Source organism: Kitasatospora sp. NPDC028961, assembly GCF_055564815.1.
In genome coordinates this window covers 83,640-96,381 of record NZ_JBVHVO010000028.1, presented here as the reverse complement: position 1 = coordinate 96,381, position 12,742 = coordinate 83,640, and the positions used below count along the sequence as shown (strand labels likewise).

Genomic DNA, 12,742 nt, shown 5'->3' with positions numbered 1-12,742 from the left:
GGGGCCCCCTAGGGGGGGGAAAAGCCGGGAGAGTCTGCGGGAGGGGGGGGGGCCCCCCCCCCCCCCCCCCGCCCCCGCGTGCGATCCGGTCCCGGCCAGGCCTGCGCCGTTCAGCGTTCGGCGCGGCGGGTCCAGTCCCCGGAGGGGATCAGCGCCGGGTGGGCCCGCAGACGGGCGGCGACGGCGGGGCCGGCCAGGTAGACCCAGGCGTCCTCGGTGGCTCCGGCCGCCGTCCGGACGGCCAGCCGCTCGCGCACGTACTCGCCGGTGCCGTCGGCCCGGCAGTCCTCCAGCCGGTCGAGCGCGGCGAGCGCGGCGGCGTACCCGCCGGGGCGCACGGTGATCAGCTCGCCGAGGATCCGCCGGCCCGGTGTGCCGTCCGGCACCGCGTACGGGAAGCCCGGGCCGTCGTGCAGCGCGGCACCCTCCAGTACGGCCGGCCGGATGTCCGCGCAGCGCCCGGCGAGGTGCACGGCGTGGTTGCGGCCGCCGGTGCGGAGCGTGCCGTAGACGAAGAACGGCAGGGCGCCGGGCCGGGCGCCCGGCGGGCCGGCCGTCGGCGCGTCGGCCGTCGGCGCGTCGGCTGTCGGTGCGTCGGACAAGGGGCCTCCCGGTGGGTGCTCCCCCGGCCGGGGGAGCGCCCACCGTAGCGCCCGCGCCGCGCGCGCCCCCGGGGCGGCGGCGACCGTCTGGTGATACCCACTGGCGCGCGGGTGCGGTGATGCGCTGTCATGGCGGTTGACCGCCAGTACCGTCCTAGGGGGACACCCATGACAGCGCCCGTCTCACGCACGCCCGCCAAGGCCCCGGCCGGCAGACCCGCCGACGCCGTCCCCGGTCCGGCCGGCCTGGGAAAGGCGGTCTGGCTGGCGCTCGCCGTGGTGTACGTGGTGTGGGGCTCGACGTATCTGGCGATCCGGATCGCCCTGGAGACGATGCCCTCCTTCCTCTCCGCCGGGGCGCGCTTCCTCGTCGCCGGGCTGCTGCTGGGCGGCTTCGTGCTGTTCCGCGAGGGGCGGGCCGGGCTCCGACTGGACCGGCGGCAGTTCGGCTCCTCCGCGCTGGTCGGCCTGTTGCTGCTGACCGGCGGCAACGGGCTGGTGGTGCTCGGCGAGAACTCCATCCCGTCGGGGTTGACGGCGCTGCTGGTGGCGGCCGTCCCGCTCTGGATGGTGCTGCTCACGGCGGCCACCGGTGACCGGCCCAAGCCCGTGGAGCTGTCCGGGGTGCTGCTCGGGCTGGCCGGGCTCGCGGTGCTCTCCGCGCCCGCGATCGGCGGGGACATCGCACCGGCCGGCGTGATCGCGGTCATCTGCGCCACGCTGACCTGGGCGGCCGGCTCGTTCGCCGCCAAGCGGATCCCGATGCCGGGCAACGTCTTCGCGGGGAGCGCGTACCAGATGATCGTGGGCGGGCTGGGCAACGTGGTGATCGGACTGGCCCGTGGGGAGCAGCACGGGCTGGACGTCGGCGCCTTCTCCACTCGGTCCTGGCTGGCGCTCGGCTACCTGGTGGTGGTCGGTTCGCTGGTCGGCTTCACCGCCTACGCCTGGCTGCTCCAGTCCGCGCCGCTGACCCTGGTCGCCACGTACGCGTACGTGAACCCGGTGGTGGCCGTGCTGCTCGGCTCGCTGGTGCTGGCCGAACCGCTGACCGGTCCCACCCTGGTGGGTGGGGCGATCGTGGTGGTCGGTGTCTGTCTGGTGGTCAGCGTCAGCCGGCTGTCGGCGCGGGCACCCCGGACGCCTTCGCGTAGGTGAGGACGAGCACGCCGTTGGCCAGCACCCGGGTGTCGACCAGGGTGAAGGCGTTCGGCGAGAACCCGGCCCGGAAGAGCGGGATGCCGGAGCCGACCGCGACGGGGTTGAGCTTGACGATCAACTCGTCGATCTCGGGAAGGAGTTGACCGGCGAGGTCGCCGCCGCCGCAGAGGTAGATGCCGAGGCCCTCCTCCTGCTTCAGCCGGCGCACCAGGTCGAGCGGCTCCTCCGCGGTGACCTCGACGGCCGGGTCCGGGCTGCTGGTGAGCGAGCGGGAGACCACGATCTGGCGCAGGTGGGCGTAGGGGCTGGAGAGGCCCGCGGCCAGGCCCGGCTCGTAGCTGGCGCGGCCCATCAGGACGGTGTCGAAGCGCTCGTTGGGCGTGTCCGCCAGGCCGAACGCGGCGCGGGCGGGGGTCGGCAGTGCGTCGCCCATCTCGCCGGTCAGGAAGGGGAGGGCCCCGGGGATGTAGGGGTCGAAGAACCCGAAGTCGCCGTCCGGGGCGGCGATGTAGCCGTCGAGGGTGGCGGCGACGTAGTAGGTGAGCTTGCGCATTCACGTCCTTGGAGACCCGGTCGAAGGCCCTGCGCCCCCAACCACGCCGGCTATAGTACTCAGTCTGTAGTGGTTGTCCAGATGTTTCTGAAGGAGGATCAGGGCCGTGGTCCAGAACCCCGCTCGCCGTACCGCCCTCACCGACGCCGCGATCGACGTCCTCGCCCGCGAGGGCGCCCGGGGGCTCACCTTCCGCGCGGTCGACGTACAGGCGGGCGTCCCCGCCGGCACCGCGTCCAACTACTTCGCCAACCGCGACGACCTGCTCCACCAGACCGCCCGTCACATCCACCACCGGCTCACCCCGGACCCGGCCGTCATCGCCGAGCTGCTGCGGGCCCCGCGCGACCGCGCCCTGGTCACCGCCCTGATGCACGACCTGCTGGGCCGGATCACCGTCGAGCGGGCCGGGTACCTGGCGCTGCTCGAACTGCGGCTGGAGGCCACCCGTCGGCCGGACCTGCGCGCCGAGCTCACCGGCACGATCCGCGAGCAACTGGAGGCGAACATCGCCTACCACGTGGGCGAGGGCCTCCCCGGCGACCGTGAGACGGTCGTCGTCCTCTACCTCGCGATGACCGGGCTGCTGGTCGAACACCTCACCCTTCCCGAGGTGCTGGGCGCCGACGGCCTCGCCGCGCTGGTCGGGACGATGGTCGAGCGGATCGTGCCGAGCGCCTAGCGGGAGCGGGCGGGCCGCCGCTCGGCGTCCCGTCGCCGCTCGCGCTCCTGGCGACCTGCTGGCGACCTCCTGTCGACGCCAAGAGGGGTGGCGGCGGCGCCCCGCCGCCGCCCGCTCAGTCGGCGGGGCCGTCGGCCCAGGTGACGAGCAGGGCGCTGAGGGCGACCCCCGGCCCGAGGCCGAAGACCAGGCCGCGCGCACCGGCGGCCGGGGGCGTCCGGTGGGTCCGGGCCAGGACGGAGAAGACCGTCGCCCCGCCCAGGTTGCCCTCCTCGGCGAGCACCGCCTTGGAGTGCCGGAGGAAGTCCTCGTCCACGCCGAGCAGGGTGCCGAGCCGGTCGAGGATCGCGGGGCCGCCCGGGTGCAGCACGCCGAAGTCGAGCTCCCGGGCGTCGTGCCGGTCCAGCCAGTCGAGCAGGGCCGGCCCCAGGTCGGTGACCGAGCGGAGCGAGGCCCGGGTGGAGGCGAAGTGGTCGCCGCGGTCGTCGGTCAGCTTGCGGTACCGGTCGGTGGACCCCGGCACGGTGTACTCGAAGCGGTGGCCGAGGCGCAGCCCGGGCGTGCGCCGCTTACTCGTGACGACGGCCGCGCCGACGAGGTCCCCCCAGAGCCCCTTGTAGATCTGGTCCTCGATCGACGTCCGGCTGTCCTGGTAGAGCGAGGAGAGCGACTCGCCCGCGACCACCAGGACGACGCCGCCCGGGTTTCCGGCCAGGTACTCCTGGGCGGCGATCAGGGCGTGCGCGCCGCCCGCGCAGGCCAGCTGCGTCATCGGCCGGCGGCTGATGTCCGGGCGGAGCCCGAGCCGCTGCTGGAGCAGGATGTCCAACCCCGGCACCCCGTCGCCGGTGGCACTGCTGACGACGACGCAGTCGACGTCCCCGGTGCCCGCCCCCGCGTTCGCCAGCGCCTCGCGGGCGGCGCTCTCGGCGGCGGCCAGCAGGTCGGCCATGGTGGTGGTCTTGCGCTCGGCGGCGGTGCGGTCGGGCGAGGTGACGACCTCGTACGGCTGGAAGTACCGGCGGGTGCCGGGCAGGTTGCTCAGGGCCATCCGTACCGTCTGGGCCTGCCGGGGCGAGTAGCCGGGATTGCGGGCGAGGATGTCGTCGCGTATCCGTTCGGCGCGGACGAGGTGGGGGCCCGCGACCACGGCCGGTCGGCCGACGTACGCGGTGGTCGGGGTAGGCATGTCGCGGCGTCCTCGGAGCGTCCGTACCGCACCCGGGCGGGTGCGGCAGTCGGCACCCGTGCGGTGGCCGTACGGAGCGCGTCGACACGCTGTGACGCACCGTGACACTCGCGGGATCCCCCCACCGGATACTGACGTACCCACGCTACCTGTCCCGCTCCGGGATTTCCCCCGGATGGTGGGCCTGATGGGGGTCGGGTGACCGTGGGTGCGCTCGGCACGGCCCCGGGCGGAGCACCGCCGCGACTACGCAGAGTCGCTGTCGGGGGGCGGGTCTCGGTGCACGGGGCGGTCGCGGGACCCGTGCACCGGGCCGGCTCAGCCGGCGTTCCCCAGCGCGGCCTCGCAGAGCCGCTCCGCCAGTTCGCCGAAGGCGGCGCCCAGTTCCTCGTCCGCGATGCCGGTCGCGTAGGCCTGGAAGGCGAGCGCCGCCTGGGCCTGGACGGCCGGCGTGGCGTAGCCCGGGTCGATCGGGTACGGCTCGCCGGGCGGCCAGGGGAGCGGCCAGTGCCGCGGCCACGGCAGCCGCCGGTCCGGCGGGGTCGGGCACCAGTCGTCCCCCACCTCGGTGAGGATGCCGCCCGGGTCTCCGCCGGACAGCCGGGCGGTGATGGCCGCGTTGGCCACCGCGTTGACCGTCCCGGCGACGGCCAGCCGCAGCTCGGTGGCGCCGGGCGGCAGCGGCTGGGGGTTGAGCCCGGCCTGCCCGCCGCCGTGCGCGGCCAGGTGGACGTGGCGGGTGGGCCCGAGGACGGGCAGGTGCGGGCGGATGCCGTCCAGGGCCTCGGGGTGGAGCCGGCCCAACAGCTGGAGCAGGGTGGCGGATTGGCTGACGAGGGTCATCGGGAACCCCTTCCGGGGTGACGGGGGTCGCTGCCGGTAGCCGATCGTATGCGGATCGTGCCGCCAGGCGGCCGCCGACACACCCTCAGTGCGCGGCGGCGAGCAGCTCCCGGGTGTAGTCGGTGTGCGGGGCGGCGAACAGCCGGTCGCGGTCGGCCGATTCGACCAGCCGGCCGCCGTGCATCACCGCGACGCGGTCGCAGAAGTGCCGCACCACGGCGAGGTCGTGCGAGACGAAGAGGAAGGCGACGCCCAGGCGTTCGCGCAGCTCCATCAGCAGGTTGAGCACCTGGGCGCGGACCGAGACGTCCAGCGCGGAGACCGGTTCGTCGGCGATGATCAGGCGCGGTTCGGGGGCGAGTGCCCGGGCGATGCCGATCCGCTGGCGCTGGCCGCCGGAGAACTCGTGCGGATAGCGGTCCAGGTGGCCGGCCGCCAGCCCGACCTGCTCCAGCAACTCGGCGGACCGCTCGCGCCGTTCGGCGGGGCCGAGGGCGGTGTGCAGGCGCAGCGGCGTGTCCAGGGTCTGGGCGACGGTGCGGCGCGGGTTGAGCGAGGCGTACGGATCCTGGAAGACCAGCTGGATCTCGCGGGCGAGCCGGCGGCGCAGCGCCCGGTCGGGGGCGGTGACGTCGATCCCGTCGTAGCGCACCCGGCCGGCGGTCACCGGCTGCAGGCCGGCCAGCACGCGCGAGGTGGTGGACTTGCCGGAGCCGGACTCGCCGACCAGCCCGAGCGTCTCACCGGGCGCGATCCGCAGGCTCACGCCCTCCACCGCGCGGACGGGTTCGCCGCGCCGGCCGGTGGGGCGCCGCCGCCCGGGGAAGTGCACGGCGAGCTCCTCGACCTCCACCAGCGGGCGGTCGGAGGCGGCGCCCGCCCGTGGCGCGAAGGTGAAGGACGGCGACGGTTCGTCGACGGTGGCCAGCGGTGTGCCCGGCACGGTGTCCGCGGTCAGCGCCGCGCCCACCAGGGCCCGGGTGTAGGGCTGTCGCGGCGCCGCCAGCAGCTCGGCGGTCGGCGCGGACTCGACCTGCCGGCCGTCGCGCAGCACCAGTGTGCGGTCGGTCGTCCCGGCCACCACGCCGAGGTCGTGGCTGACCAGCAGCACCGCGGTGCCGTGCTCGCGCTGCAACTCGCCCAGCAGGTCGAGGACCTGCCGCTGGACGCGGGCGTCCAGCGCGGTGGTCGGCTCGTCGGCGATCAGCACGTCGGGGTCGTTCATCAGTGCCATGGCGATCATCACCCGCTGGCGCATGCCGCCCGAGAACCGGTGCGGGTGGTCGCCGGCCCGGGCGGCCGGGATGCCGACCCGGTCCAGCATGGCGACGGCCCGCCGCCGGGCCTCGGCACGCCCGGCGCCCGGGTGGTGCAGCCGGTACATCTCGGCCAGCTGCGCACCCACGCCGTGGAACGGGCTGAGCGAGGTGAGCGCGTCCTGGAAGACCAGGGCGACCCGGCCGCCGCGCACCTCGCGCAGCACGGACTCACCGGCGCCGACCAGCTCCCGGCCGGCGAGCCGGATCGAGCCGGTGACGGTGGTGGTGCGCGGGTCGTGCAGGCCGAGCACGGCCAGGCCGGTCGCGGACTTGCCGGAGCCGGACTCGCCGACCAGGCCGAGGACTTCACCCCGGGCGAGGTCGAAGGAGAGGCCGCGGACGGCGTGCACGGGAGCGCCGCCGCGCGGGTCGGCGAAGGCGACGGAGAGGTCGCGGACGCTCAGCACCGCTTCGGTGGAGGGGGTCATCGGTACTCCAGAGGGGTCAGCTGAGACGGATGCGGGGATCGAGCCAGGCCACCGCGAGGTCGGCCAGGGCGACGAACAGCACCACGAAGCAGGCGGCGAGCAGGACGGCGCCGACCACGGCCGGCAGGTCCTGCCCGGAGACGGCCTCGGCGGCGAAGGTGCCCACGCCGTTCAGCCCGAACACCGTCTCGGTGATCACCGCGCCGCCGAGCAGCGCGCCGGCCTCCAGCCCGAGCAGCTGCACCAGCGGACCGGCGGCGCCGCGCGAGGTGTACTTGAGGTGGGTGCGCACCCGGCCGAGGCCCTTGCCGCGCGCGGTGCGGACGTACTCCTCGTTCATCGTCTCCAGCAGCTGGGAGCGCGAGAGCCGGGCGAAGACGGCCGAGTTGACGAAGCCGAGGACGAGCCAGGGCAGCAGCATCCCGCCCGCCCAGGCGGCCGGGTCCTCGGCCGGCGGGGTGTAGGAGGGCAGCGGCAGCAGGCCGGTCGAGTAGACCAGCGCCCACTGGGCGACGTACCCGAGGAAGTAGATCTGCACGCTGGCGCCGACCAGGGTGAAGCCGGAGAGCAGCCGGTCCGTCCTGGTCCCGTGGCGCAGGGCGGAGACGAAGCCGGTGCCGAGCCCGAACAGCACCAGGACGGCGAGCGCGCCGGCGGTGAGCGAGAAGGTCACCGGCAGGTGGTCGACCAGGGCCTCGGTGACGGGCTGGTGGAGCCGGTAGGAGTAGCCGAGGCAGGGTGCGTCGCAGTGGATGACCGAGCCGTCGACGTCCGCGATGTCCCGCCCGGCCACGACTCCGGCGAGGTAGTCGGTGTACTGGGTGAGCAGCGGCTGGTCCAGGCCCATGCTCTGGCGGACGGCCGCGACCTGGCCGGAGTCGCAGCGCGGGCCGCAGGCCGCGCGGGCCGGGTCGGCGGGAGCGGCGTAGAAGAGGGCGAAGGCGGCGGCGGAGACCGCGACCAGGACGGCGAGGGCCTGGAGGGTCCGCCGCAGGGCGAAGGAGAGCATGGCCGGTCCGGGGTCGAGGGGGGACGGGGTCGGGGACGGGACGGCGGGGGCGGTCGGGGCCGCCTGGGCGGTCCCGACCCCGCCCCCGCGGGCCGGGCGGGTCAGGACTTGAGGTAGAGCCAGGCCAGCCCGACCGAGCCGTAGATCGGGTGGACGAACGCCCCGCCGACGTTGCTGCCGCGCAGCTGGTTCACGGCCGGGTAGGCGAAGGGCAGCACCGGCACGTCCTTCATCACCGTCTGCTCCAGCGCGTACAGCTCCTTGGCCTTGGCGCGCGGCTCGCCGATCTGGTTGATCCGGTCGATCTCCTTGTCCACCTCGGCGTTGCGGTAGCGGGCGGAGTTGAGGTCGCCGTTGGCCCGGCCGTCGAAGGAGAACGGGACCAGCGTGGAGGGGGTCGGCCAGTCGACCGAGCTGGTCTCCTCGAACAGGTCGTACGGGGAGTCGGCGCGGTGCGCCTCGTCCAGCAGCGCCTTGGGGTCGACCGGCTTCGGCACGATGGTGATGCCGGCCTTGGCGAAGCCCTCCACGAGCACCTGGGCGACCCGCTGCCCGTTCGGCGTGGAGGCGTAGGCGTAGGTCAGCGCGGCCGGCGGCTGCTTGGCCCGGGCGAGCGCCTGCTTGGCGGCCTCCGGGTCGCCCTCCGGCTTGGCCGGGTACAGGTCGTACTTCTGCCAGTCGACCAGGGCGGGGGAGCTGAGCGTGGTGGCCAGCTCGCCGACCCGGGAGCCGCCCTGGACCTGGCGGGCCTGCTGGCGCGGGTAGGCCAGGTGCAGGGCCTTGCGGACCTCGACGTCCGGCACCCGCTCGTTGTTGATCACGAGCTGGGTGACGAAGGCGCCCTGGCGGCCGGAGACCACCAGCTCCTTGGCCTTCGGGTCGGTGTCCACGTTCTGGTAGAGCTCGGGGGAGAGCTGGGTCGCCACCGTGGTGGCGTCGGCGCCGCCGTCCCGGCCGGAGAGGATCTCCTGGTTGATGTTGAGCGCCTCCTTGCCGAAGGTGAAGACGAACCGCTCCGGGTACTGCGAGCGGATCGGGTCGGTCTCCGCCTTCCAGTGCGGATTGCGCTCCAGCACCAGCCGGGTGTTCTGGACGTGCTCGGCGATCCGGTACGGGCCGCTGGCGAACGGCAGCCGGTCGTAGTCCGTGCCGGTGTCCTTGTCCCTGCGCACCGGCGAGGAGGAGGACTGCGCGGCCATGTACGGCACGTCGGCCTGCGGCTGCGGGAAGTGCAGGACGAGGGTGCGGTCGTCCGGGGTCTCGATCGCGGCGAGGTCGCCGTCCTGCGGGCCGGCGTACTTCTTGCGCGCGTCGTCGTAGCTGGCCTCGCCGGTGAGCCACTGCGGCCAGTACGGCGGGCCGACCTCGTAGCCCTTGCCGAAGGAGCGCTCGATGCCGTACTTGACCTGCTGGGAGGTGATCGGCTGCCCGTCCTCCCAGGCCACGCCCTCCTTCAGCCGGTACGTCCAGGTGCGGCCGCCGTCGGCCGGGGTCCCGGTGTCGGTGGCGAGGTCGCCGACCAGCCTGGCCCTGCCGTCCACCACCTGGTACTGGGTCAGCTGGCGGCCCCAGAGCAGCGAGGTGTTGTACGCGGCGCCGGCGTAGACCTTCTGCGGGTCGAGGTGGCGGAAGTCGGTGGTGTTGTAGACGTTCACGGTGCCGCCCGGGCGGGCGCCGGGGACGGCGGGGGCCGGGCCGGCGCTCTCCTTCTCGGTGCCGAGCGCGGCGGTCAGCGGCGAGGACTCCCGGGCGGTGGCCCCGGCGCCGGTACCCGGGGTGGAGCCCGCGCCGGCCGAGCAGGAGGTCGCCAGCACCGCGGTGGCGACGACGGCGAGGGACGGTTTGATCCAGCGCATGGCGGAACTCTCCTTGCCCCGGAGACGGGGCGGTCGGGTGAAAAGGGAGGGAGGGAGGAGGGGAAGGCGGCGCTCAGCGCGCGGCGCGCGGGTCGAGCGCGTCCCGGACGGCGTCGCCGAGCAGGTTGAAGGCGAGCACGAAGAGCAGCAGTGCCACGCCGGGGAAGAACATGTAGGTGGGGTCGGCCTGGAAGACCTCGGAGCCCCGCGCGATCATCCGGCCCCAGTCCGGGACGGGCTCGTTGATGCCCACGCCGAGGAAGGACAGCACCGCCTCGGAGGCGACGAACGTCGGCACCGCCATCGTGGCGTGCACCAGGAGCTGCGCCCGGACATTCGGCAGGAGTTCGCGGAACACGATATGGAATCCGCTCGCCCCGAGCGCCCGGGCGGACTGCACGAAATCCCTTTCCCGAAGTGACCGGACGGCGGCCCGGAGGGAAAGCGCGAGCGGAATCCAGCCGAACGCGGAGAAGACCAGGATCAGCACCAGGAACTGCATCCACTCGGGTTCGGCGGTGTCCGGGTCGACCAGCCGGGACTGGATGACGGGGCTGAGCGCGAGCAGCAGGAGCAGGGTCGGAAAGGCCAGCAGCACGTTGGAGAGGAAACCGAAGAGCCGGTCCGTGATCCCGCCGAGGTAGCCCACTGCGACGCCGGCCAGCACCCCGAGCGTGGTGGTGACGGCGGCCGAGGCGAAGGCGATCAGCAGTGAGGTGCGGATGCCGTAGAGCAGCTGGGTGAGGACGTCGCGGCCGAGCCCGGGCTCCAGGCCGAACCAGAAGTCGGCCGAGATGCCGCCGTTCGGCGCCATCGGCAGTCCGCCGTCGCTGAGCAGGCCGGGAGTGTTCTGGCCGTAGTGCTCCACCGGGTTCCTGCCGTAGAGGGCGGCGATCAGCGGGGCGGCGAGCGCGAGCAGGAGGAAGGCCACGACGACCGCGAGCGCGGTGGCCGCGACCCGGTCGCGGCGGATCCGGCGCAGCAGGCCCTGCGGGGCCCGCGCGGCGGTGGGCGCCGTCCCGGCGGACGGCTCTGCGACTGTCTCGACCACTGCCATGAGAGGCGTACTCCCCGAATTCTCCGCCGCCCCGTGGGTGAGGGTGCGCTGGTGTGCGTGTGACGGCCGGCCTGCGGGGGTTTCCCGGCGGCCTGCCGAACGCCATCAGATCGGACGCCGCCGGATTTCCGCAAATCATTCCCGACGGAGTTCGGGTGCAATGTTTCGGGAATTGTGACGGCTTCATTCCACCGCAATACTGCCGTTGCAGAAGAACGGTCATACCGGGGCAAAGGAGGCGGCCCGTCCCGCATTCTGAGATCTCCGCCACAGGGGCCGGGGCATTGGTACGATCCCGGTGAGCCGCGACTGGCGCGCACGGATGGAACCGACCATCGGGAAGCGGCTCCGTGCACCCGCACGCCAAGTTGCCGAGCGCCTGGGCCGTCCGTACTCGTCCACCCGTCACGAGGAGACCGCCTTGGCCACCCCCGTCAGCCCTGCCGCGCCCGACGCCGCCGCAGCGCACACCGCCGCACCGCACACCGCCGCGAGTGCCACCGCCAACACCGCCTTCCGCGGTGCCCTCGACGTCGTCCGCGAGGTGGAGCCGAGGATCGCCGCCGCCATCGGCCGGGAGATCGACGACCAGCGCGCCTCGCTCAAGCTGATCGCCAGCGAGAACTACGCCTCCCCGGCCGTTCTGCTCGCCATGGGCAACTGGCTCAGCGACAAGTACGCCGAGGGCACCGCCGGCCGCCGCTTCTACGCCGGCTGCCGCAACGTCGACACGGTCGAGACGATCGCCGCCGAGCACGCCCGCGCGCTCTTCGGCGCGGACCACGCCTACGTCCAGCCGCACTCCGGCATCGACGCCAACCTGACCGCCTTCTGGGCCGTCCTCTCCCAGCGCGTCGAGAGCCCCGCCCTGGAGCGCGCCGAGGTCCGCAACGTCAACGACCTCACCGAGCAGGACTGGGCCGAGCTGCGCCACGAGCTGGGCAACCAGCGGATGCTCGGCATGTCCCTGGACACCGGCGGCCACCTCACGCACGGCTTCCGGCCGAACATCTCCGGCAAGATGTTCGAGCAGCGCAGCTACGGCACCGACCCGGTCACCGGCCTGATCGACTACGACGCGCTGCGGGCCACCGCCCGCGAGTTCCGCCCGCTGATCCTGGTGGCCGGCTACTCCGCCTACCCGCGACTGGTGAACTTCCGCGTCATGCGCGAGATCGCCGACGAGGTCGGCGCGACCCTGATGGTCGACATGGCGCACTTCGCCGGCCTGGTCGCGGGCAAGGTGCTCACCGGCGACCACGACCCCGTCCCGCACGCCCACATCGTCACCACCACCACCCACAAGTCGCTGCGCGGTCCGCGCGGCGGCATGGTGCTCTGCACCGCCGAGCTGGCCGAGCACGTCGACCGCGGCTGCCCGCTGGTCCTCGGCGGCCCGCTCTCGCACGTGATGGCCGCCAAGGCGGTCGCCTTCGCCGAGGCCCTCCGCCCCGAGTTCCGCACGTACGCCCGCGGCGTCGTCGACAACGCGCGGGCCCTCGCCGAGGGCCTGCTGCGCCGGGGCGGCACGCTGGTCACCGGCGGCACGGACAACCACCTGGTGCTCGCCGACGTCTCCGGCTACGGCCTGACCGGCCGGCAGGCCGAGGCGGCGCTGCTGGACTCCGGCATCGTCACCAACCGCAACTCCGTCCCGCAGGACCGCAACGGCGCCTGGTACACCTCCGGCGTCCGGCTCGGCACCCCCGCGCTGACCACCCGGGGCCTGGGCACCGCCGAGATGGACGAGATCGCCGCCCTGATCGACACCGTCCTGCGCGCCACCACTCCCGTCGCGACCTCCGCCGGCGCGCCGTCCAAGGCCCAGTACACCCTGGACGACGCGGTCCGCGAGGGCGTCGCCAAGCGCGCCGCCGACCTGCTGGCGGGCTTCCCCCTCTACCCGGGCGTCGACCTGGTCTGAGGCCCGGGGGGGGGGGGGGGCGGGGGGGGGGGGGGACGTGGAGGAGTGCTCAATACTCCAGCGAACTTAGACGCAGGAAATCCCCCCCGCCGGCGCGGCCCAACTCGCGGCCAAGGCCC

General features: G+C 74.0%; 11 protein-coding genes and 1 riboswitch. Of the genes, 3 read left to right on the top strand and 8 right to left on the bottom strand.

What is annotated here, in order from left to right:
• Window positions 1-110: 110 nt before the first annotated feature.
• Window positions 111-602, bottom strand: coding sequence for a gamma-glutamylcyclotransferase family protein (locus ACZ4UX_RS31225; protein ID WP_465709067.1), 492 nt, complete (start codon window positions 600-602; stop codon window positions 111-113).
• A gap of 168 nt (window positions 603-770) precedes the next feature.
• Here ACZ4UX_RS31225 and ACZ4UX_RS31220 point away from each other — a divergent pair, with 168 nt between their 5' ends.
• On the top strand, window positions 771-1,760 hold the full coding sequence (locus tag ACZ4UX_RS31220; protein ID WP_465709066.1) for an EamA family transporter: 990 nt from the start codon (window positions 771-773) through the stop codon (window positions 1,758-1,760).
• Here ACZ4UX_RS31220 and ACZ4UX_RS31215 read toward each other — a convergent pair.
• Complete coding sequence (locus ACZ4UX_RS31215) at window positions 1,714-2,316, bottom strand: dihydrofolate reductase family protein (RefSeq protein WP_465709065.1); 603 nt, start codon at window positions 2,314-2,316, stop codon at window positions 1,714-1,716. The two genes, ACZ4UX_RS31220 and ACZ4UX_RS31215, sit on opposite strands and share 47 nt — an antisense overlap.
• A 106-nt stretch (window positions 2,317-2,422) precedes the next feature.
• Between ACZ4UX_RS31215 and ACZ4UX_RS31210 the strand changes: the two genes are divergently transcribed.
• On the top strand, window positions 2,423-2,998 hold the full coding sequence (locus ACZ4UX_RS31210; protein WP_465709064.1) for a TetR/AcrR family transcriptional regulator: 576 nt from the start codon (window positions 2,423-2,425) through the stop codon (window positions 2,996-2,998).
• A 115-nt stretch (window positions 2,999-3,113) separates the two neighbouring features.
• Here the strand turns inward: ACZ4UX_RS31210 and ACZ4UX_RS31205 are convergent, their stop codons facing one another.
• The 6 genes from ACZ4UX_RS31205 to ACZ4UX_RS31180 all read right to left on the bottom strand — a co-directional run bounded on the left by ACZ4UX_RS31205 (window position 3,114) and on the right by ACZ4UX_RS31180 (window position 10,699).
• Window positions 3,114-4,187, bottom strand: a complete 1,074-nt coding sequence (locus ACZ4UX_RS31205) for a PhlD (RefSeq protein WP_465709063.1) — start codon at window positions 4,185-4,187, stop codon at window positions 3,114-3,116.
• Between the two features lie 318 nt (window positions 4,188-4,505).
• Window positions 4,506-5,030, bottom strand: a complete 525-nt coding sequence (locus ACZ4UX_RS31200) for a hypothetical protein (protein ID WP_352292472.1) — start codon at window positions 5,028-5,030, stop codon at window positions 4,506-4,508.
• 85 nt (window positions 5,031-5,115) lie between these two features.
• On the bottom strand, window positions 5,116-6,777 hold the full coding sequence (locus ACZ4UX_RS31195; protein WP_465709062.1) for a dipeptide ABC transporter ATP-binding protein: 1,662 nt from the start codon (window positions 6,775-6,777) through the stop codon (window positions 5,116-5,118).
• A gap of 16 nt (window positions 6,778-6,793) precedes the next feature.
• Window positions 6,794-7,786, bottom strand: coding sequence for an ABC transporter permease (locus tag ACZ4UX_RS31190; protein ID WP_329490711.1), 993 nt, complete (start codon window positions 7,784-7,786; stop codon window positions 6,794-6,796).
• A 101-nt stretch (window positions 7,787-7,887) separates the two neighbouring features.
• Complete coding sequence (locus ACZ4UX_RS31185) at window positions 7,888-9,642, bottom strand: ABC transporter substrate-binding protein (RefSeq protein WP_465709061.1); 1,755 nt, start codon at window positions 9,640-9,642, stop codon at window positions 7,888-7,890.
• Window positions 9,643-9,715: 73 nt separating this feature from the next.
• On the bottom strand, window positions 9,716-10,699 hold the full coding sequence (locus ACZ4UX_RS31180; RefSeq protein ID WP_465709060.1) for an ABC transporter permease: 984 nt from the start codon (window positions 10,697-10,699) through the stop codon (window positions 9,716-9,718).
• Window positions 10,700-10,994: 295 nt separating this feature from the next.
• Window positions 10,995-11,091: riboswitch (ZMP/ZTP riboswitch) on the top strand.
• A 29-nt stretch (window positions 11,092-11,120) separates the two neighbouring features.
• Here ACZ4UX_RS31180 and ACZ4UX_RS31175 point away from each other — a divergent pair.
• Window positions 11,121-12,623: a glycine hydroxymethyltransferase gene (locus ACZ4UX_RS31175; protein WP_465709059.1), complete on the top strand. Its 1,503-nt coding sequence runs from the start codon at window positions 11,121-11,123 to the stop codon at window positions 12,621-12,623.
• Window positions 12,624-12,742: the final 119 nt, after the last annotated feature.

What these genes read in the sequence shown, in the direction of transcription:
- ACZ4UX_RS31195 (WP_465709062.1), bottom strand. Translation starts at nt 6,777, where the DNA reads ATGACCCCCTCCACCGAAGCGGTGCTGAGCGTCCGCGACCTCTCCGTC.
- ACZ4UX_RS31180 (WP_465709060.1), bottom strand. Translation starts at nt 10,699, where the DNA reads ATGGCAGTGGTCGAGACAGTCGCAGAGCCGTCCGCCGGGACGGCGCCC.
- ACZ4UX_RS31190 (WP_329490711.1), bottom strand. Translation starts at nt 7,786, where the DNA reads ATGCTCTCCTTCGCCCTGCGGCGGACCCTCCAGGCCCTCGCCGTCCTG.
- ACZ4UX_RS31200 (WP_352292472.1), bottom strand. Translation starts at nt 5,030, where the DNA reads ATGACCCTCGTCAGCCAATCCGCCACCCTGCTCCAGCTGTTGGGCCGG.
- ACZ4UX_RS31185 (WP_465709061.1), bottom strand. Translation starts at nt 9,642, where the DNA reads ATGCGCTGGATCAAACCGTCCCTCGCCGTCGTCGCCACCGCGGTGCTG.
- ACZ4UX_RS31205 (WP_465709063.1), bottom strand. Translation starts at nt 4,187, where the DNA reads ATGCCTACCCCGACCACCGCGTACGTCGGCCGACCGGCCGTGGTCGCG.
- ACZ4UX_RS31220 (WP_465709066.1), top strand. Translation starts at nt 771, where the DNA reads ATGACAGCGCCCGTCTCACGCACGCCCGCCAAGGCCCCGGCCGGCAGA.
- ACZ4UX_RS31215 (WP_465709065.1), bottom strand. Translation starts at nt 2,316, where the DNA reads ATGCGCAAGCTCACCTACTACGTCGCCGCCACCCTCGACGGCTACATC.